At 70.9% G+C, this 19,279-nt stretch carries 14 protein-coding genes; 13 read left to right on the plus strand and 1 reads right to left on the minus strand.

Annotation, left to right across the window (positions count from 1 at the left end):
- Positions 1–18: 18 nt before the first annotated feature.
- Positions 19–1,446: an NAD(P)/FAD-dependent oxidoreductase gene (locus tag MHY30_RS02410; RefSeq protein ID WP_239274908.1), complete on the minus strand. Its 1,428-nt coding sequence runs from the start codon at positions 1,444–1,446 to the stop codon at positions 19–21.
- A 187-nt stretch (positions 1,447–1,633) separates the two neighbouring features.
- Here MHY30_RS02410 and MHY30_RS02415 point away from each other — a divergent pair, with 187 nt between their 5' ends.
- The 13 genes from MHY30_RS02415 (at position 1,634) to MHY30_RS02475 (ending at position 19,228) form a co-directional block, all read left to right on the plus strand.
- Entirely contained in the window at positions 1,634–2,659 is a 1,026-nt protein-coding gene (locus MHY30_RS02415) for a LacI family DNA-binding transcriptional regulator (RefSeq protein ID WP_239274909.1), read from the plus strand.
- 38 nt (positions 2,660–2,697) lie between these two features.
- Positions 2,698–3,981, plus strand: a complete 1,284-nt coding sequence (locus MHY30_RS02420) for an extracellular solute-binding protein (RefSeq protein ID WP_239274910.1) — start codon at positions 2,698–2,700, stop codon at positions 3,979–3,981.
- 1 nt (position 3,982) lies between these two features.
- Positions 3,983–4,957, plus strand: coding sequence for a carbohydrate ABC transporter permease (locus MHY30_RS02425; RefSeq protein WP_239274911.1), 975 nt, complete (start codon positions 3,983–3,985; stop codon positions 4,955–4,957).
- Complete coding sequence (locus MHY30_RS02430; protein WP_239274912.1) at positions 4,954–5,781, plus strand: carbohydrate ABC transporter permease; 828 nt, start codon at positions 4,954–4,956, stop codon at positions 5,779–5,781. Before MHY30_RS02425 ends, MHY30_RS02430 begins: the two co-directional genes overlap by 4 nt.
- Positions 5,782–5,783: 2 nt before the next feature.
- Positions 5,784–6,851: a glycosidase gene (locus tag MHY30_RS02435; RefSeq protein ID WP_239274913.1), complete on the plus strand. Its 1,068-nt coding sequence runs from the start codon at positions 5,784–5,786 to the stop codon at positions 6,849–6,851.
- A 134-nt stretch (positions 6,852–6,985) separates the two neighbouring features.
- The gene (locus MHY30_RS02440) at positions 6,986–9,094 is read left to right on the plus strand and encodes a hypothetical protein (protein ID WP_239274914.1); all 2,109 of its coding nucleotides are present in this window, start codon (positions 6,986–6,988) and stop codon (positions 9,092–9,094) included.
- A 413-nt stretch (positions 9,095–9,507) separates the two neighbouring features.
- A complete protein-coding gene (locus tag MHY30_RS02445) occupies positions 9,508–11,040 on the plus strand; it encodes a DNA-3-methyladenine glycosylase 2 family protein (protein WP_239274915.1) in 1,533 nt (510 codons plus the stop codon).
- Complete coding sequence (locus tag MHY30_RS02450) at positions 11,037–11,549, plus strand: methylated-DNA--[protein]-cysteine S-methyltransferase (protein ID WP_239274916.1); 513 nt, start codon at positions 11,037–11,039, stop codon at positions 11,547–11,549. Before MHY30_RS02445 ends, MHY30_RS02450 begins: the two co-directional genes overlap by 4 nt.
- A 309-nt stretch (positions 11,550–11,858) precedes the next feature.
- The gene (locus MHY30_RS02455; RefSeq protein ID WP_239274917.1) at positions 11,859–13,748 is read left to right on the plus strand and encodes an ABC transporter ATP-binding protein; all 1,890 of its coding nucleotides are present in this window, start codon (positions 11,859–11,861) and stop codon (positions 13,746–13,748) included.
- Positions 13,745–15,559, plus strand: coding sequence for an ABC transporter ATP-binding protein (locus MHY30_RS02460; protein ID WP_239274918.1), 1,815 nt, complete (start codon positions 13,745–13,747; stop codon positions 15,557–15,559). The genes MHY30_RS02455 and MHY30_RS02460 overlap by 4 nt, the downstream gene beginning before the upstream one ends.
- Before the next feature lie 281 nt (positions 15,560–15,840).
- Entirely contained in the window at positions 15,841–16,818 is a 978-nt protein-coding gene (gene mpaB, locus MHY30_RS02465; protein ID WP_308192643.1) for a daptide biosynthesis RiPP recognition protein, read from the plus strand.
- On the plus strand, positions 16,815–18,092 hold the full coding sequence (gene mpaD, locus MHY30_RS02470) for a daptide-type RiPP biosynthesis aminotransferase (RefSeq protein ID WP_239274920.1): 1,278 nt from the start codon (positions 16,815–16,817) through the stop codon (positions 18,090–18,092). The genes mpaB and mpaD overlap by 4 nt, the downstream gene beginning before the upstream one ends.
- Positions 18,089–19,228, plus strand: coding sequence for an iron-containing alcohol dehydrogenase (locus tag MHY30_RS02475; RefSeq protein ID WP_239274921.1), 1,140 nt, complete (start codon positions 18,089–18,091; stop codon positions 19,226–19,228). Before mpaD ends, MHY30_RS02475 begins: the two co-directional genes overlap by 4 nt.
- Positions 19,229–19,279 lie beyond the last annotated feature (51 nt).

Genomic DNA, 19,279 nt, shown 5'->3' on the forward strand with positions numbered 1-19,279 from the left:
GCCGGGAGGCGGGGCGCATCAGGCGGAATCACGCCCCAGCGTCTCGAGCAGGCGCAGCCACACTTCGCTGACCGTGGGGTAGGACGGCACAGCGTGCCACAAACGCTTCACCGGCACCTCGCCCACGACGGCGATCGTCGCCGAGTGGAGCAGTTCGGCGATGTCCGGTCCGACGAACGTCGCGCCGACGAGCACGCCGCGGTCGAGATCGACGACGGCGCGGGCGCGGCCGACGAACGCATCGGACTGCTCGCTCGACCCGGCGACGTGCGCCAGGTCGTAGTCGAGCACGCGGGTGTTCAGGCCCTTCTCCTCGGCCTTCTTGGCCGTCAGACCGACGGATGCCACCTCGGGATAGGTGAACGTCACCTGGGGGACGCCATCGTGGTCGGCGGTGGCGACGTGCGCGCCCCACGGGGCGTCATCGACCTCGTCGCCCTTCGCCCGAGCCGCGATGACGTCTCCCGCGGCGCGCGCCTGGTACTTGCCCTGGTGCGTGAGGAGTGCGCGGTGGTTGACGTCGCCGACGGCGTAGAGCCAGTCGAAGCCGCGCACCAGCATCGTGTCGTCGACGTCGAGCCACGAGCCGGCGTCGAGTCCGATGGTCTCGAGGCCTAGATCGCTCGTGCGGGGGACGCGGCCGGTCGCCACAAGCACTTCGTCGGCCGTCACGGTCGTGCCGTCGGACAGGTCGAGAACGCGGCGCCCGTCGTCGTCGCGGCGGGCGCCCGTGGCATCCACGCCCGTCTTGACGGTCACGCCGCTCTCGCGGAGGGCGTCGGCCACGAGCTCTCCGGCGAACGGCTCGGTGCCCCCGAGGAGCCCGGAGCGGGCGATGATCGTGACCGCGGCGCCCAGGCTGGCATAGGCGGTGGCCATTTCTGCGCCCACCACACCGCCGCCCAGGATGGCGAGGGATGCCGGAATGCTCTGGGCCGCGGTGGCCTCGCGGCTCGTCCACGGTTCGATGTCGGCCAGCCCGGGGATGTCGGGCAGGAGGGCAGCGGAGCCGGTGCAGACGGCGACCGCGTGGCGTGCGACGAGGTCGACGCTCGTGCCGTCTTCGGCGGTGACCCGCACCGTCTTCTCGCCGGTGAGGCGGCCATGCCCCCGAACCAGATCGATGCCGGCGCCCTCGAGCCACTCGACCTGACCGGCGTCGTTCCAGTTGCTGGTCATCGAGTCGCGGCGGCGGAGAACGGCGGCGACGTCGAGGTCGCCGGTAACGGCTTGCTTCGCCCCGTCGACGTCGCGAGCCGCGCGGAGGGCGGCCCCGCTGCGCAGGAGCGCCTTCGAGGGCATGCACGCCCAGTACGAGCATTCGCCGCCCACGAGTTCGGATTCGACGATGGCGGCCGTGAGCCCGACCTGCACGGCGCGGTCGGCGACGTTCTCTCCGACAGGGCCGGCGCCGATGACGATCAGGTCGTATTCGCGTTCGCTCATGCCGCTCACGCTACCCAGGGTCACCGACATCGGCGAGGGGTTGCATCCGTGGGCTCGGCGGCCGGGCTCAAGGCGCGAGAACGGGAAAGCGTGCGCCGACCTCGGCGGACGTGGTTGACGCTGCGTCTGAACCGGTTTAGTGTAGTCTTAACCGGTTTAGAAACCGGATGCCACAGTGAGGTGACGCATGACCGACCAGACCCGACCCACGATCGCCGACGTCGCCCGCCGCGCCGGCGTCAGCAAGGGTCTCGTGTCGTTCGCGCTGAACGGCCGCGCCGGTGTCGCCCCCGACACGCGCGACCGCATCCTCTCCGTCGCGGCCGAGATGGGCTGGAGCCCGAGCCTCCGCGCGCGTTCGTTGAGCGTCGGCCGCTCGTTCGCGTGCGGGCTCGTCATCGGCCGCAGTCCCGACGTGATCGCCGCCGACCCCTTCTTCCCGTCCTTCATCGCGGGAGTGGAAGACGAGTTCTCCGTCTCGGGGCAAGTGCTCGTGCTCGCGGCAGCCACGCCGGGCCGTCAAGAGCAGGAGACCTACCGCGGCCTGGCGGCCGACCGCCGCGTGGACGGCGTGATCCTCTCCGACCTCCGCGCCGATGACCCGCGCATCGACCTCGTCGCGAGCCTCGGGCTCGCCGCGGTGACGCTCGGCGTCCCCGCCGCTCCCAGCCCCTTCACGTCGGTCTCGGTCGACGACGGAGCCGGCATCCGGCTCGCCGTTGACCACCTCGCCGACCTCGGCCACACCGACATCGCTCATGTCGCGGGACCCTTCGCAATGCTGCACGGACGCCACCGCGCAGCTGCGTTCGAGGACGCCGCGCGGGCGCGTGGCATCCGGGCCCGCGTCGTCGAGACCGACTTCAGCGCCGCCGACGGCGCCCGGGCGACCACTTCCCTGCTCGACGCCGACGTCCCGCCCACGGCGATCGTGTACTCCAACGACAACATGGCCATCGCGGGGCTCGGCACGGCGCAGCGTCGCGGCCTGTCGGTGCCCCGCGATCTCTCGATCACCGGCTTCGACGACACCGAGCTCGGCCGTCACCTGTTCCCGGCCCTCACGAGCGTGTCCACCGACGCGCGCGGGTGGGGAGCCGCCGCCGCGCGCGCCCTGCTCCAGGCCATCGCCGGAGCAGAACCCGAGACCCTCGCCCTCACCGACCCCGTCCTCCGCGTGCGCGACTCCACCGCGCCGCCGACGCGGAGCTGACACCCGCGGGCCCCCGCCCGCCCCACAAGGAGGAAGACATGCGACGACGCATTCTCGCCACAGCCGTAGCCGCCACCGGCATCCTCGCCCTCTCCGCGTGCAGCGGAGGCGGCGGTGCAACGGGAGGAATGGACGCCCGCGGCCCCATCACCATCTGGTACTCCAACAACGACGCCGAGATCGCCTGGGGGGAGCAGATGGTCGAGGCGTGGAACGCCGACCACCCCGACGAGCAGATCACCGCGCAGGAGATTCCCGCGGGGTCCTCGAGCGAAGAGGTGATCGGCGCCGCGATCACCGCCGGCAACGCGCCATGCCTGGTGTTCAACACCTCGCCCGCGGCCGTGCCCGGGTTCGAACGGCAGGGGGGCCTGGTGAACCTGTCGGAGTTCCCCGACGGCGAGCAGTACATCACCGACCGCAGCGGCGATCTTGCCGAGCAGTACCGCTCCGACGACGGCGGCTTCTACCAGCTGCCGTGGAAGAGCAACCCCGTGATGATCTTCTACAACAAGGACCTCTTCGCCCAGGCGGGTCTCGACCCCGAGAGCCCGCAGCTGTCGACATACGACGAGTTCCTCACCACCGCGCGGACCCTGAAGACGGCGGGTGTCGCGCCGTACGCCATCAACCCCGCCCCCACGAGCGAGTTCTTCCAGTCGTGGTTCGACTTCTACCCGCTGTACGCGGCGCAGACCGGGGGGACGCAGCTCGTCGAGGACGGCCAGGCCACCTTCGACGGCCCCGACGGCGAAGCGGTCGCGGACTTCTGGCGCACGATCTACGCCGAGCAGCTCGCCGGGAACGAGCAGTATCAGGGCGACTCGTTCGCCGACGGCCAGGCCGCGATGGCGATCGTCGGCCCGTGGGCCGTCTCGGTGTACGAGGACAAGGTGAACTGGGGCGCCGTGCCGGTGCCGACGGAGCAGGGCACCGCGGCCGACGAGACCTGGACCTTCAGCGACGCGAAGAACATCGGCCTGTTCACCGCGTGCGAGAACAAGGGCACCGCGTGGGATGTGCTGAAGTTCGCCACCAGCGAGGAGCAGGACGGCGCCTGGCTCGAGGGCACCGGCCAGATGCCGCTGCGCACCGACCTGACGTCGACGTACTCCGGCTACTTCTCCGCCAACCCCGCGTACGAGCAGTTCGGCGACCAGGCCGCACGGACCGTCGAGGTGCCCAACGTCGTCAACTCCGTCGAGATCTGGCAGGCGTTCCGCGACGGATACTCGAAGGCCGTGATCTTCGGCGAGGGCGATGTGGCGACCTTCCTGACGGATGCCAAGACCCAGATCGACCAGCTGGCGGGCGGTAACTGACATGACCGCCACCGTCGCCGGTGCGGCCGGACGGACCGGGGGAGATCCCGGCCGGCACGGCCGCGCCGGGGGCGGGGTGGATGCCGGGAAGAAGCGTCGCCGCCCGTTCGGAGCGCAGCCGCTCGGCATCCTGTTCTCCGCCCCGTACCTGATCTTCATCGGGGTCGTCTTCGCCTACCCCATCGTCTTCGCGGTGTGGATGTCGTTCCACGACTATTTCTTCACCGCCCCCGGCGCGCAGGTCGACCGTCCCTTCGTGGGGATCGACAACTACGTCACCGCCCTGAGCGATCCCGCGGTGTGGCGATCGTTCGGCAACGTCGGCGTCTTCTTGCTCATCAACGTTCCGCTCACCGTCGTGCTGTCGATCCTTCTGGCCACGGCCCTGGATCGTGTCGTCCGCGCCCGCGCCTTCTTCCGCGTCGCGTTCTACGTGCCCTACGTCACGGCATCCGTCGCGGTCGTCGCGGTGTGGCTGTTCCTGTTCTCGAACACCGGCCTCATCAACAACGTGCTGGGGCCGCTCGCGCCGAACCCGTCGTGGCTGGTCAACTCCGCGCTCGCGATGCCGACGATCGCGCTGTTCGTCACGTGGAAGGGCCTGGGGTTCTACATCCTGCTGTACCTCGCGGCGCTGCAGAACGTCCAGCGTGAACTGTACGAGTCGGTGTCGGTCGACGGCGGCGGACGCCTCCGCCAGTTCTTCGCGGTGACCGTTCCTGGCGTCCGCCCGGCGACGTTCCTCGTCGTGCTGCTGGCGACAATCACGGGCGCCAACCTCTTCACCGAGCCCTACCTGCTCACCAACGGCGGCGGCCCCAACGGGGCGTCGACCTCGCCCGTGCTGTTGATCTACCAGAAGGGCATCGAGCAGCAGAACCCCGACGTGGCCGCGGCCATCGGCGTGGTGCTCATCGTGTTCGTGCTGATCATCGCGGCGCTCCAGCGCCGGTTCGTGGGAAGGGAGGAATCATGAGATCCCGACTCGTGACGTACGGCGTCCTCACCGTGGGTGCCCTGGCGTTCCTTTTCCCCTTCTACTACATGGTCGTCGGATCGCTGCAGACGAGCCCCGACCCCTCGATCGCGGGCGCCTTCCCGCACCCGTCGAACCTGACGCTCGAGAATTACACAGCGATCGACGGGCGCATCAATCTCCTGCAGGGGCTGGTGAACTCCGGCATCTTCACGGGGGGAGTGATCGTCGGCACGATCGTGTTCGGGGTGCTCGCGGGCTATGCGCTCGCGGTCCTCGCTTGGCGTGGACGCTCGGCGACCTTCGCCCTCGTGCTCCTCGTGCAGGTCATCCCGTTCCAGCTGCTGATGATCCCGCTGTACGTCATGATCGCCCGCGACTACGGGCTCTCCGACAGCTACCTCGGCATGATCCTGCCGTTCTTCATCAACTCCACGGCGGTCGTCATCTTCCGGCAGTACTTCCTGCAGCTGCCTCGCGAGCTGTTCGATGCCGCGCGCATCGACGGCGCGGGGGAATTCCGCCTGCTGTGGAACGTGGCGCTCCCGCTGGTGCGCCCCGCGCTGCTGACCGCGGTGCTGCTGACCTTCATCGGCCCGTGGAACGAGTTCCTGTGGCCGTTCCTCATCACGAAGGACGCGACGATGCAGCCCCTCGCGGTGTCGCTCGCGAACTTCATCTCGACCATCGCGGCATCCACCGCCAACCCGTTCGGCGCGATGATGGCCGGCGCCGTGGTGCTGGCCGCTCCCGCGGTGGCGCTGTTCCTGATCTTCCAGCGCTACTTCACCTCGAACGACCTCGGATCCGGAGTGAAAGGATGACAATGACCCCCGAATCCCCCGTCCCCTACCGCCTCACACGTGTGGGTGTGGTGATGACCCCCGAGCCCGGCAACGCCGACGAAGCGGAGGGCGTGCTCAACCCGGCCTCGGGTCGCGGCCCCGACGGACAGCTGTATCTCCTGCCGCGCCTGGTGGCCGAGGGCAACGTCTCGCGCGTGGGGCTGGCCCGCGTCGTCGTGGAAGACGGTATGCCCGTCGCCGTCGAGCGCGAGGGCGTGGTGCTGCAGCCCGACCGGGGGTGGGAGCGCGGCGCCGACAACGCCGGCACCGAAGACCCGCGTACGACGTGGATCGCGGCTCTCGGCCTGCACGTCATGACCTACGTCGCGTACGGCCCGCTCGGTCCCCGCACGGCCGTGGCGGTGTCGGAGGATCTGCGCGAGTGGCGGCGTCTCGGACCGGTGCTGTTCCGCTACCAGGACGACCTCGACATGGACCTCAACCTGTTCCACAACAAGGACACGGTGTTCTTCCCCGAGCCGGTCACCGCGCCCGACGGCACCGAAGCGTTCGCCGTGCTGCACCGGCCCATGTGGGACCTCGGCGAGACCAAGCCCGGCCAGGGCGTGCGGGTGCCGGCCGGAGTCGAGGACGAGCGGCAGTCCATCTGGATCAGCTACGTGCCCGTGGCATCCGTCCGGGACGACCTCGCGAACCTCACGCTGTGGGAGCAGCACCGGTTCGTCGCGGGGCCGGAGTTCCCCTTCGAGGCGGTGAAGATCGGCGGAGGACCGCCGCCGCTGCGTATCCCCGAGGGGTGGCTCGTGCTGCACCACGGCGTGACCGGCGTCATCGACAGCGCGTTCTCGCAGCAGCAGAAGGTCAACTACGCCGCGGGTGCCCTCATCCTGGATGCCACCGACCCCAGCCGCGTGATCGCTCGGACGCCCGAGCCGCTGCTGGCACCCGAGACCGACGACGAGCGCAGCGGCATCGTGCCGAACGTCGTCTTCCCGACCGCGATCGAAGAGATCGACGGCCGTCACTTCGTGTTCTACGGCATGGCGGACTCGAAGATCGGCGCCGCCCTGCTCGAGCGCACCGACTAAGGCCCGCGCCGCGTCCGCGTCCTCGCGGCCGACGCGTCACAACTCCTGCAGAATCGCCGCCGGCTTCGCCGCCCGGCCAGCGGCGGACGGTTCTGCAGGAGTTGTGCCCCCACCCCCATCGAAACGATCCCCCCATGAACGCACGATGGAGTGCGCGCGGCCTCGCCCTCGCGGGCGCGGTCGCCCTGGCGGTGCCGCTGAGCGCCGCCCCGGCGTCGGCGCTCGCCCCGGCTTCCGCCCCGGCTTCCGCCCCGGCCTCGGCTTCGGCCCCGGCCTCGGCTTCGGCCCCGGCTTCCGCCCCGGCCTCGGCTTCGGCCCCGGCCCCGGCCGCCGCGCCGGTGCCGGCCACCGCGGCCGCCGCGCCGCTGACGAACCTCGACCACCTCGACTTCCTGCTCGACGAACCGAGGCCGTCCTCGGACGTCCCCGGTCACACGACGTACCGCCTTGCCGAGGACCCGACGCTCCTCGCGCCGTGGACCTACGCCGACGCCCGCGACGGGGGCACGTTCGAGCGCATCGGCGGCGGCCCCCTCGACCCCGCCACCGGCGACTGGGGCCAAGGCGCCTACAACGCCGACGACACCACCCGCGCCGCCGTCGTCTACCTGCGCCACTGGCAGCAGACCGGTGACGGCGACAGCCGGCAGAAGGCGTACGAGCTGCTGCGCACCGTCGCCTACCACCAGACCACGGAAGGCCCGGATGCCGGGAACGTCGTGCTGTGGATGCAGCCCGACGGCGACCTCAACCCCTCGGCGGAGCCCGTGGAGCTGCCCGACCCCTCGGATTCCGGTCCGAGCTACTGGCTCGCCCGCACCGTGTGGGCCCTGGGCGAGGGGTACGCGGCCTTCGCGGACGACGACCCCGACTTCGCCGCATTCCTGAAGGAGCGTCTCGCCCTCTCCCGTGGCGCGATCGAGCGCGACGTCCTCTCGGAGTACGGCGAGTACGTCGAGGCGGACGGCGAGAAGGTCCCCGCGTGGCTCATCGTCGACGGGGCGGATGCCACGGCCGAGGCGGTCCTCGGCCTGGCCGCCGCCGTGCGCGCCGGGGACGACTCCTCGACCACCGCGGCGCGACAGCTCGCCGAGGGCGTGGCGGCGATGGCATCCGGATCCTCCCGCGAATGGCCGTACGGCGCGGTGCTGCCGTGGGCGCAGTCGCCGGCGATGTGGCACGCGTGGGGCTCGCAGATGCCCGCCGCCCTCGCCGTCGCGGCCGATGTGCTCGACGATCCCGCGCTGGCCGAGCCGGCGATCGTCGATGCCACCGGCTTCACCACGACGCTGCTGACCGCGGGCGGCCCCGACAACGGCTGGTTCCCGAGCCCGACCGACCGCGTGCAGATCGCGTACGGCGCGGACTCGCGGGTCCAGTCGCTCATCGCGCTCGCCGACACGACCGGCTCATCGGCTTTCGCCGAGCTGGCCGGGATGCAGGCGGCGTGGTTCTTCGGTGCGAACCACGCCGGCGCGCGGATGTACGACCCCGCGACGGGTGTCACATTCGACGGCCTCCAGCCCGACGGCACGGTGAACCGCAACAGCGGCGCCGAGTCGACGATGCACGGTCTGCTCACGGCCCTCGCTCTCGACGCGCATCCGACGATCGCCGCCCGTGCGACGGCGCTCACGGCGGTCGCTGATCGCGTGGGTCTGACTTACGTGGAGGCAGAGGATGCCACCTCCACCGACGGAACGGTATCTACCCCCGAATCGTGGACCGGGGAGTCGAGCTGGTCGGGCGATGCCCTGACTCTGCGGCCCCGCCAGAGCGCGGCGTGGGACATCGGCTCCGCGGATTCTCGCCGCTGGGTGGAGCCGGTGGTCTACACCGAACCCGGCGCCACGTCGATGTCGCGCTGGCGGGGGAGCGGTGTGCTGAAGATCACGGGTCCGGAGCAGGGCATCTCGCCCACGGCGGGTGCGCTCCTGCCGTATGCGCTGCGCGCGTCGGTGCCGGAACGCCGTACCGAGGTGACCGTGACCGCGCAGCGCGGCGATCTCGTGCTCGACGGGCTCATCGTGCGTCCGTGGGTGTCACGGCTCGTCCTCGAGGGGGAGGGCAGCCGGAGCGAACTCGTCCATTCCAGCGCGCCGTCGGCGCAGCGCACCACCGTTTCGGGCGGCGGGACGGTCCGCGTCTACGACGCGCGGGGTGTCCTGCTGCGCGCGAGCGCGTTCGACGACGACACGACGGTGCTCTTGCCCGCGGGCGGCTTCGCGATCGCCGAACGCTGACGCCGTTCCGCTCCGGTGTGGGGTGCGATTCTCCTTTCGGGGCGTGAACTCTCGCGCCCCGAAGGGAGAATGAGCCCCACGCCGGGATGCCTCATCGCGCGGCGTTGATCGCCTCCACCACCCCCTGCACGTGCCGGCGGCGCACCGCCGATGCACCCGCCGTCAGCGAGACGGTCCACGGCGGGAGGTCGTCCGCGACCGGGCGGACGTGGCATCCGGCCGTCGCACGTCCGTCACCCGGCGCCCCCCTCCGTTGAGTGTCCAAAACACGCGGGCGCGACGCGCCTCGGTCCGCGTGTCTTGGACACTGAACTCGGGAGGCGGCGCGCGCGGCTCCCGGGGAGACACGCGCCCCCACGCTCGTGTCCGAATTCCGCCGGAGCATGTCGGTGGTCGGTGGCAGGGTGGATGCCATGACGATCACCGCCCCTGACGCCCGGGGCTTCGACGAGCGCTACCGCGTGATCCAGTCGCGTGACCGGCGCTTCGACGGACAGTTCGTCACGGCCGTGCGCTCCACCGGCATCTACTGCCGGCCGAGCTGCCCCGCGCGCACGCCGAAAGAGGCGAACGTGACGTTCTACGCCACGTCGGCCGCGGCGCACGAGGCCGGCTACCGCGCCTGCAAACGGTGTCTGCCCGAGGCCGCTCCGGGTTCACCGGCGTGGGATGTGCGCGGCGACGTGGCGGCCCGGGCGATGCGCCTCATCGCCGACGGCGTGGTCGATCGCGAGGGCGTACCGGGCCTGGCGCGGCGGCTCGGGTACTCCTCACGCCACCTCAGCCGCCTCCTCACCACCGAACTCGGGGCCGGCCCGCTCGCCCTCGCCCGCGCGCATCGCGCGCATACGGCACGCGCTCTGCTCGTGGGCACCGACCTTTCGGCGACCGATGTCGCCTTCTCGGCGGGGTTCTCGAGTGTGCGGCAGTTCACCGAGACGATCGGCGAGGTGTTCGGGATGCCGCCGACGGCGCTGCGAGCGAGACGCTCGAAGGCAGCGGGCGCCGTCCCCGTCGGAGAGATCGATCTTGCGCTCCCTGCCCGGGGCCCCATCGACACCGTGGGCCTGTTCGGCTGGATGCGAGCGCACGCGATCCCCGGCGTCGAGATGGGCGACGATGCCTCCTTCGCGCGGGTGATCCGGATGCCGGGCGGGCCGGCGTGGTTCGAGGTACGCCGCGATGCCGACGCGCGGCTGCGTCTGCGCGCGCGACTGACCGCGCTGTCCGACCTCGGCACCCTCATCGCGCGCGTGCGACGACTGTTCGATCTCGACGCCGACCCCCTCGCGATCGATGACGCGCTCGCGCGGCATCCCGAACTCGCCGCGGCGGTCGCCGCGATCCCCGGGGTGCGCGTGCCGGGTGCCATGGATGCCGCCGAGATGCTGTTGCGCGCGATGATCGGGCAGCAGATCAGCGTCGCCTCGGCCCGGACGATGCAGGGGCGGTTGTCGGCGGAGCTGGGCGAGCACACCGAGATCGGCGGCATGCCCATGACGCTGTTCCCCGAGCCCGCGGTGATCGCCGAGCACGGGTACGACGTGCTGCGCGGACCCCAGGCCCGCCGCCGCGCGATCGTCGAGGCCGCCGCTGCGCTCGCCGACGGGTCGCTGATGATCGGCCCCGGCGACGACGGCGTCGAGCAGCGGGCACGACTGCTCGCGATGCGGGGGATCGGCCCGTGGACCGCCGACTACGTCCGCATGCGCGTGCTCGGAGACCCCGACGTGCTGCTCCCCGGAGACGTCGCGGCCCGCGCCGGCGCCGCCGCGCTGGGCCTCCCGTTCGAGCCCGCCGGGTTCACCGCATGGTCCGAGCGTCTGGCTCCGTGGCGCAGCTACGCGATGGCCCACTACTGGTACGCCGCGCCCGTGACCCAGGCATGGCGCGCCCCCGCCTCCGTTTCCGTGTCCCCGTCCCTCGAAAGCGAGCCCGCCCCGTGAACACCCCCGCTGTCGCGCCCGCGACCCTCCAGTTCGTCGACACCCCCGACGGCCCGTTCGCGATCCTCGCCGACCACGCCGAGCGCGTGCTCGTGGCGGGGTGGACGGATGACGTGGATGCCGTGTTGGCGCGCCTTCACCCCAAGAACCGCCCCGCCGAGGTGCGAGCGGGGACGACGCGGGCCGCCGCTGCCGTCACGGCGTACTACTCCGGTGATCTCGCCGCGATCGACCACGTCGAGGTCGCGCAGTTCGGTACCCCGCTGCAGCACCGCGGATGGGCGGCGCTGCGCGGCATCCACCCCGGACAGCCGCTCACCTACACCGGGTTCGCGTCGGCTCTGGGTTCGCCCACGGCGGTGCGGGCGGCGGCATCCATCTGCGCCCGCAACGCGCCCGCCCTGTTCGTGCCGTGCCACCGCGTGCTGCGCGGCGACGGCACGATGGGGGGCTTCGCGTGGGGCGTCGACGTCAAGCGGCGGCTCCTGGAACGCGAAGCCGCCGCCTGACCCGCGCCCGCGCGGCCCAGGTTCGCGCACCGCGCCTCCCCAATCGAGTCTTGCCCTCAGTGAACTCTCAGGCATATTCTGAAAAGCTGCCGCGCCCCCCGGCGGCTGCGCAACGACCGAGGAGGATGCCATGGACCAGATCGACGTCCCCGTCCTGTGTGCCGCTCTCTCCGTCGCTGCTCGCCCTGCGCGTCGCTCGTAGCGCTTCGCCCGCTTCCGCGTCGCACGTCCCGGCGGATCCCGCCGATCCCTGGCATCCCCCTCTCTCGCGCCCCCACTCCGGCGCGTCGCTTCGACCCCACAAGGATCATGACCACCGCACAAGACCGTCCGCACCTGTCGACGTTGCGCTCCCTTGCCCGGCTTCTGCCCATCGCCCGGCCCGTGCTGCCGCGGCTCGCCCTCGGTGCCGTGAGCGCGCTCGGCGCGAGCGTGCTGGCCCTCGCTATCCCGCTCGTGCTCGAGCAGGTGGTCGCCGGGCCCATCGGCTCGGGTGACCCCGGCGCGCTGGCCTGGGGTGCTCTGCTGATCCTCGGTCTGGGCCTCGCCGAGGCCGCCATGGTGTGGTTGCGCCGGTGGTTCGTGCTCGCCCCCGCGACGAAGGTCGAGTACGACCTCCGGCAGTCGTTCTACTCGCGTCTGCAGCGTCTGCCGGTGGCGTTCCACGACCGCTGGCAGTCGGGTCAGCTGCTGTCGCGCATGATGCAGGACATCAGCATGCTGCGCCGGTGGCTCGCCTTCGGCGTGATCCTGCTGGTGGTCAACGTGCTGACCATCGTCATCGGCGCCGTGTTGCTCTTCCGGTGGCACTGGCTGCTCGGCACTCTCTTCCTCGTCGCCTCCGCGCCCCTGTGGTACGCCGGTTACCGCTTCGAGAAGCGCTACGGCGCGCTCGCGCGGCAGAGCCAGGACCAGGCCGGAGACCTGGCGACCTCGGTGGAGGAGAGCGTGCACGGCATCCGGGTGCTCAAGGCCTTCGGCCGCGGAAAGCACGCGCTGCAGAAGTTCACACGCCAGGCCGAGTCGCTGCGCGAGACCGAGCTCGGCAAAGCGCGGGCCATCGGCTGGATCTGGTTCTGGCTGGTGCTGCTCCCCGACATCGCTTTCGCCGTGTGCCTCGGCGCGGGGATCGTCCTGACGCAGCTGGGGCAGTTGCAGGTCGCCGAGCTCGTGGCGTTCTTCGCGATGGCGACGGTGCTGCGGTGGCCGATGGAGTCGATCGGGTTCCTCTTCTCGTTCCTGCTCGACGCGCGCACGGCGACCGACCGCATCTTCGAGGTCTTCGACGAGCAGAACACGATCGTCGACCCCGCCGAGCCCCGCACGATCACCGAGCCCCGCGGTGAGCTCGTGCTCGAGGGCGTGCACTTCCGATACCAGGATGCCGCTGACACCGAGCCGGATCTCCTCGACGGCGTCGACCTGAGCCTGCGGCCAGGCGAGACCATGGCGCTGGTCGGCCTGACGGGGTCGGGCAAGACGACGCTGACGACCCTGCCGGGGCGTCTGTACGACGTCACGGGCGGCCGCGTGCTCCTCGACGGGGTCGACGTGCGCGACCTCCGGCTCGCCGAGCTGCGTCGCCACGTGGGCATGGCCTTCGAGGACGCCACGTTGTTCTCGCAGACCGTGCGAGAGAACGTCCTCCTCGGCCGCGAGGACCTGGTGAAGGGGTCGCCCGAGGCGGAGGCGATTCTGCGCGAGGCCCTCCAGGTGGCGCAGGCGCACTTCGTGCACGACCTGCCCGACGGTCTCGACACCGTCATCGGGGAAGAGGGTCTGAGCCTGTCCGGGGGACAACGGCAGCGACTGGCCCTCGCGCGTGCGGTCGCGGCGCGTCCCTCGGTGCTCGTGCTCGACGACCCGCTGTCGGCCCTGGACGTCGACACCGAGGCCCTCGTCGAGGACGCCCTGCGCGAAGTGCTGAGCGAGACCACGGCCCTCGTGGTCGCCCACCGGCCGTCGACGGTCACGCTCGCCGATCGCGTCGCGCTGCTGCAGGACGGCCGGATCGCGGCCGTCGGAACGCACTCCGACCTGCTCCGTGAGAGCGAGGCCTACCGGCACGTGATCTCCAGCCTCGAAGAGGCCGAGGCCGAGCGCGAGGCCCAGACCGGCGCGATCCCCGTGATCCGTACGGCGACCGAGACCGCGGCATCCGCCGACGAATCCACGCCCGAGAAGGAGGCGACCCGATGAGCACCACCGTCTCCGGGACCAGCGGCGAGGATCGCTCCGACTACACCCGCGAAGAGAGCCGCGCGATCCGTCAGCGCTCGCTGCGGCTCCTCGGTTCGCTCGTCTCGCCGCTGCGAGGGCAGCTCGTGCTGGCCGCGGCGGTGCTCGTCGTCTCGACCGCCTTGCGCGTCGCCGGGCCGGCGCTCATCGCGTACGGCATCGACAACGCGCTGCCGGCCGTCATCGAGAACAACGACTGGATGCCGACGATCCTCGTCGTCGCGATCTACCTCACGGCCGGCATCGGCGGGGCGGTGCTGATCGGGTGGTACGTCGTCGTCGCGGCACGCCTCACGCAGGCCGTGATGCTGGATCTGCGCAAGCGCATCTTCCTGCACACCCAGCGGCTGAGCCTGGAGTTCCACGAGTCCTACACGTCGGGGCGCATCATCTCGCGCCAGACGAGCGATCTCGACACCATCCGCGAACTGCTCGACGGGGGGCTGAACGAGCTCGTGTCCGGAGTGCTCTACGGCGTGTTCACGCTCGGAGCCCTCTTCCTCATCGACTGGCAGTCCGGCCTCGTGCTCACGGTCATGGGCATCCCGCTCTTCCTGCTCATGCGCTGGTTCTACCGCCGGTCGCAGGTGGTGTACCGGGAGTCGCGCGTGATCAGCGCGCAGGTGATCGTGAAGTTCGTCGAGACGATGACCGGCATCCGTGCCGTGAAGGCGTTCCGCAAAGAGCCCCGCAACGACGACGAGTTCGGGGAGCTGGCGGGTCAGTACCGTGACGTGAACATGCGCTCGATCCGCCTGTTCGGCACGTTCGAGCCGGCACTGATGGCCGTGGCATCCGTCTCTGTCGCGCTGGTGCTGCTGTGGGGCGGCGGTCGCGTGATCGGTGGAGCGCTCGAGATCGGCGTGCTCGCCGCGGCCGTGCTGTACGTGCGCAACTTCTTCGCTCCGCTGCAGGAGGTCGCGTTCTTCCTCAACTCGTACCAGTCCGCGACGGCGGCGCTCGAGAAGGTGTCGGGCGTGCTGGAGGAGCAGCCCACGGTTCCCGACCCGACCGATCCGGTCGATCTGTGGAGCGCACGCGGTCACGTGCGCTTCGACGAGGTCACCTTCGGCTACTCCGAGGACCGCGTCATCCTGCCGAACTTCACGCTCGACATCCCGGCGGGGCAGACGGTCGCGTTGGTCGGCACGACCGGGGCGGGCAAGTCGACGCTCGCCAAGCTCGTCTCCCGGTTCTACGATCCGACGCGCGGCGCGGTCACCCTCGACGACGTCGATCTGCGCCGCCTCCACCCGAAGGACCTGCGCCGGGCGATCGTCATGGTGACGCAGGAGGCGTACCTGTTCAGCGGAACGGTGGCCGACAACATCGCCCTCGGCAAGCCCGACGCGACGATGGACGAGATCCGGGCGGCCGCGCGGGCCGTGGGCGCCGACGGCTTCATCGAGAAGCTGCCCGACGGGTACGACACCGACGTGAACAAGCGCGGCGGGCGCGTCTCGGCGGGGCAGCGCCAGCTGATCTCGTTCGCGCGCGCGTTCCTCGCCGACCCGGCGGTGCTCATTCTCGACGAGGCGACGGCATCGCTCGACATCCCGAGCGAGCGGTTGATCCAGGACGCTCTGCAAACGCTGCTCGCCGATCGCACGGCGATCATCATCGCGCACCGCCTGTCGACGGTCGCGATCGCCGACCGCGTGCTCGTGATGGAGCACGGCCGCATCATCGAGGACGACACCCCCGCGGCACTCATCGCCGGGACGGGCAAGTTCGCGCAGCTGCACGCTTCGTGGCGGGAGTCGCTCGTCTGACCTCTCGCGTGTGAGGAGAACGGATGCCACGGCCTCGGGGTCGTGGCATCCGTCTGTTCTGCCACCGAAAGTGACACCAGACGGATGCGATGGTGATCGCTTTCGAACGCTCGGGTGATTCGCCCCACCGCCGCCCGAGCGGCGCGGAATAACACGTATACATTTCTTCCGGGTCCCCCCTCCGGCGGAGGCCCCCGCGCGCCGGAAGTGCGCGGTGCACGCGAGAAGGGGTGTTTGCGGTGACCCGAGGGGCAGCGGATGTGCGCGACGCGCGCATCGTCGTGGAATGGATCACAGGACGTCACAGGTCCTTCGATCGGGCGGTGTTCTGTCACCCTGGCGTCGCCCTCGGGGCGGTCCACGCAACGCTCGGCCCCGGCGATGTGATGTTCGTGCCACGGGGCACGTCTGTCGAGACGGCGGCGCACGTCATCCCCTACGACGGTGCTTTCGACGACATCGGCGACACCCTGCACGTTGCCGGGCACAGCGTCGAACTTCAGCACTACGCTGCCGCGGCGTACGTCGAGCTGATCGGTCCCACCGCGGTGCGATTCCTCGACGCGGCCGGATGGCGAGCCTTTCTGGCCGACGCCGACCTCGCGCGGTCGTCCGGTGTCTTTACGTCCCCCTTGACCGACGTGCGGCTGCGCCTCGCCGATGAAGACGTCTTGCGCGATCCGTTCGCCGAGCGCGTCCCGGCATCGCTGCATTTCCACGCCGACGGGCATACGACCGCCGGGGCGCAAGGCGGAACGCTCAAGGGCAACGAGGTGGACGCACCGCAGCCCCGCTGGCTCGCGCTCGCTGGTATTACCGAGGCGGGGCAGCTCGTGGACGATCTTGCCTGCCGACCGTGGCTCGGGCGATTTCTGCGTGCCGCCCACCTGATCGGCGCGCTTCCGAGCGACGATGCCCCTCTCCTGGTCGACGGGTTCGGATGGTCCGCGCTCGATACCGACGGGGTGGTCGTGGAACCGCAATGCGACGACCCGTTCCTCGTGAAGACACCGTCCGGAGTCACCCTCGCCGACCTTCGCACCCGACGGCGGCACCGCCTCCCCGCGGACTCCGTCGCCGTCGTTGCCGCTGTCCAGAGGTCTGCCGACCTGCCGACCGCCGCCGAGCGAGTCTCCGCAGAGCTGGGGGTTGCCCTTTCGGCGGGCGAGCGACTGTGCAGTGAGGCGGTCGAGTATCTGGGCGTCCGACCGGGCGTCCCTGCCCTATCGGCCGACGCCGTCGCCGGGGGAGGCGCGTGAACGCCGTTTGGCCCGCCCTGTCGTCGGCCGATCCCGACATTCCGCCCGATCGCGTCGCGGTCGCGGCACATGGGCATCTCATCCGATACGCCGATGGCTCTACGCGCCTGTGCGCGACGAGTGGACTGTGGAATGTGCCGTTGGGCTACGGGCATGAGGGCATCGCCGACGCTGTCACGGCGGCGTTGCGTGAGGCGTCGTACCTGACCCTCTTTCGCGGCGTGCACCGTCCCGCACAGGACGCCGCCGATGCTCTGCTCGACCTCGCCGGGCGTCACAGCTATCGCCGCGTGATCTTCTCGACGTCCGGCGGCGCGGCCAACGACGCGGCGATGAAACTGGCGCGCCAGTACCAGATCGAGCGCGCAGAGTCTGCCCGCACGGTCATCGTCGGTTTGCGCGGCAGCTACCACGGCACGATGTACGGCAGTCACGCCCTGAGCGGCGACGCCCTGGCGCAGGGGGCGTATGCCCTCGACCGACGGGCGGTCCGGCACGTCGATCATGCGGACGGCGGCGCTCAGTTGGTATCCCTGGTTCAGCGCGAGGGAGCACGCATCGCGGCGGTGGTCCTGGAACCGGTTCTCGGCACGGGCGCCTTCCCGCTCGATCCTGACTTCGTCGAGACGGTCCTGGATCTTCGTGACGAACACGGGTTCCTCGTCGTCGCCGACGAGGTCGCCACCGGGTTCGGTCGGACGGGGCCGCTCTTCGCGTCGTCGACCTGGTCGCGGTCGCCGGACGTCCTCATCCTCTCGAAAGCGCTCACCAACGGCGCCCTGGGTGCGGCGGCGCTTCTCGTCGGCGCCCGCGTCGCCTCTGAGTTCCGTCACCGCCGCACCACCTTCGTCCACGGCGAGACGCAGGCCGGAACACCGGGCGTTGCGGCAGCCATCGTGACGGTAGCCGACGAATTCCGCCGTGCCGCAACCGTTGACGCCATCGAGGCGGTGGCAAGGGGCGTCCGCCAACTGGCCGAGAGGCTCGTTCGCGACGGGTGGGGCGCCGAGGTGCGCGGTCGGGGCGCGTTCCTCGCGCTCGCCCTCCGCGATCCTTCCGGGCCCTTCGCGCACGGGGCGCCGAGCAGCTCGCGTCTGCCCGCCCGCAGGGTGGCGGATGTCGTCCGAGCCATCGCCGACGCGGGCGCGGTCGTGCACCCCGGGCTCGACGGTATCCAGCTCATACCCGCGTACGGGCTCGACGCCCGTGAGCTCGGCCAGCTCGACTCCGCTATCCGTGCGGGACTCGCACAGGTCGCGGAGCGTGCGGCGTGAGCGCCCGTGTACCGCGTCGGCGAACCACTCTCTTCACCGGTTCGGCCCGCACGGAACCCGTCGTTGCCGCGCTGACCGCGGGGCGCCGGGCGGCCGCGGTGGTCGACGCGCGTCTCGTCGATCGGGCGGATCGCCTCGCCGGGGTCGACCTCGTCCTCCCGGTGGACGCGGATGCCGTGGATGCCGCGACGGTCGCTCTGCTCAGCAAACGCCTTCGCGCGCACCGAAGCGATGTCATTGTCGTGATCGGGGGTGGAACCGCCATGGATGCGGCGGCGGTCGCGGCGGTCGGTGTCACCGCTCCGCGCACTCTGGAGTGGGCGCTCGACCGCGCGGCACACTCTGCGGTCGTGGCCCTCCCGGCTGATGCGGTTCCGGGGCTCGACGTGGTCGCTGTACCCACGACCCTCGGTACCTCGGCCGAATGCAATGCTGTCGCCATCGTGCGCGCTACCGGCGGTGCGAGCCTGCTCCTGGGCGAAGCGCTGCGTCCCCGCTACGCGATTCTCGACGACGTCCACTACCGCACGCTGGCCGCTCTCGACGTGCGCTCCGCGTGTCTGGAGGCCGTGCTGCGGCTCGCGGGTGCCAGCACGGCGGCGCGGTCCCACCGGCGGGCCCACGCTCATGCCGTGGCGCTCGGGCGCGCCCTGATCTCGCTGGGCGATGGCGCCCTGACCGACGCGGTTCGCCTCCGCATCGCGCGGTGCAACGCGGCCACGCAGCGCTCGGCCGCCTTGCGCGGACGCGCGCCCTTCAGCCCCCGCCATTGGTACCTCGCACACGAGGTGTCGTTCGTTGCCCGAACGACGAAGATGCGCGCCACGGCCGCAATCATCGGGCGCGTGTGGCAGTGCATCGAGGAGGGCGACACGCGCTGGGGGGATGCCGGTCCGCTCGAGACATTCTGGCGTGAGGCGGCCCATGATGCGCCGCTTCCTCTCACCCCGGCGGCCGGTATCGATGCACTGATCGCTCGATGGGAGCTGCCGTCTGCGTCCATGCCGGACGCGGATGCCCGGGCATCAATGGCGCGCCGCGCGGAGCAGCGGTGGGGCGGGCGAGGCCCGGCTCTCCCTGGACTCCACGCTGCGGACTTCCGTGACCTGCTCGAGGGCGCCCGGTGGCAACGGTGAGATCCGACGCTCTCGCCGACGCCGAGCCGCGTCCCGCGCATCCCGACGAAC

The organism is Microbacterium sp. ACRRU (assembly GCF_022346945.1).
GTDB classification, from domain to species: Bacteria; Actinomycetota; Actinomycetes; order Actinomycetales; family Microbacteriaceae; genus Microbacterium; species Microbacterium mcarthurae.

Excerpts from the sequence above, each read along its gene's own strand:
- MHY30_RS02410 (WP_239274908.1), bottom strand. The coding sequence starts at position 1,446 with ATGAGCGAACGCGAATACGACCTGATCGTCATCGGCGCCGGCCCTGTC.
- MHY30_RS02415 (WP_239274909.1), top strand. The coding sequence starts at position 1,634 with ATGACCGACCAGACCCGACCCACGATCGCCGACGTCGCCCGCCGCGCC.
- MHY30_RS02420 (WP_239274910.1), top strand. The coding sequence starts at position 2,698 with ATGCGACGACGCATTCTCGCCACAGCCGTAGCCGCCACCGGCATCCTC.
- MHY30_RS02425 (WP_239274911.1), top strand. The coding sequence starts at position 3,983 with ATGACCGCCACCGTCGCCGGTGCGGCCGGACGGACCGGGGGAGATCCC.
- MHY30_RS02430 (WP_239274912.1), top strand. The coding sequence starts at position 4,954 with ATGAGATCCCGACTCGTGACGTACGGCGTCCTCACCGTGGGTGCCCTG.
- MHY30_RS02435 (WP_239274913.1), top strand. The coding sequence starts at position 5,784 with ATGACCCCCGAATCCCCCGTCCCCTACCGCCTCACACGTGTGGGTGTG.
- MHY30_RS02440 (WP_239274914.1), top strand. The coding sequence starts at position 6,986 with ATGAACGCACGATGGAGTGCGCGCGGCCTCGCCCTCGCGGGCGCGGTC.
- MHY30_RS02445 (WP_239274915.1), top strand. The coding sequence starts at position 9,508 with ATGACGATCACCGCCCCTGACGCCCGGGGCTTCGACGAGCGCTACCGC.
- MHY30_RS02455 (WP_239274917.1), top strand. The coding sequence starts at position 11,859 with ATGACCACCGCACAAGACCGTCCGCACCTGTCGACGTTGCGCTCCCTT.
- MHY30_RS02460 (WP_239274918.1), top strand. The coding sequence starts at position 13,745 with ATGAGCACCACCGTCTCCGGGACCAGCGGCGAGGATCGCTCCGACTAC.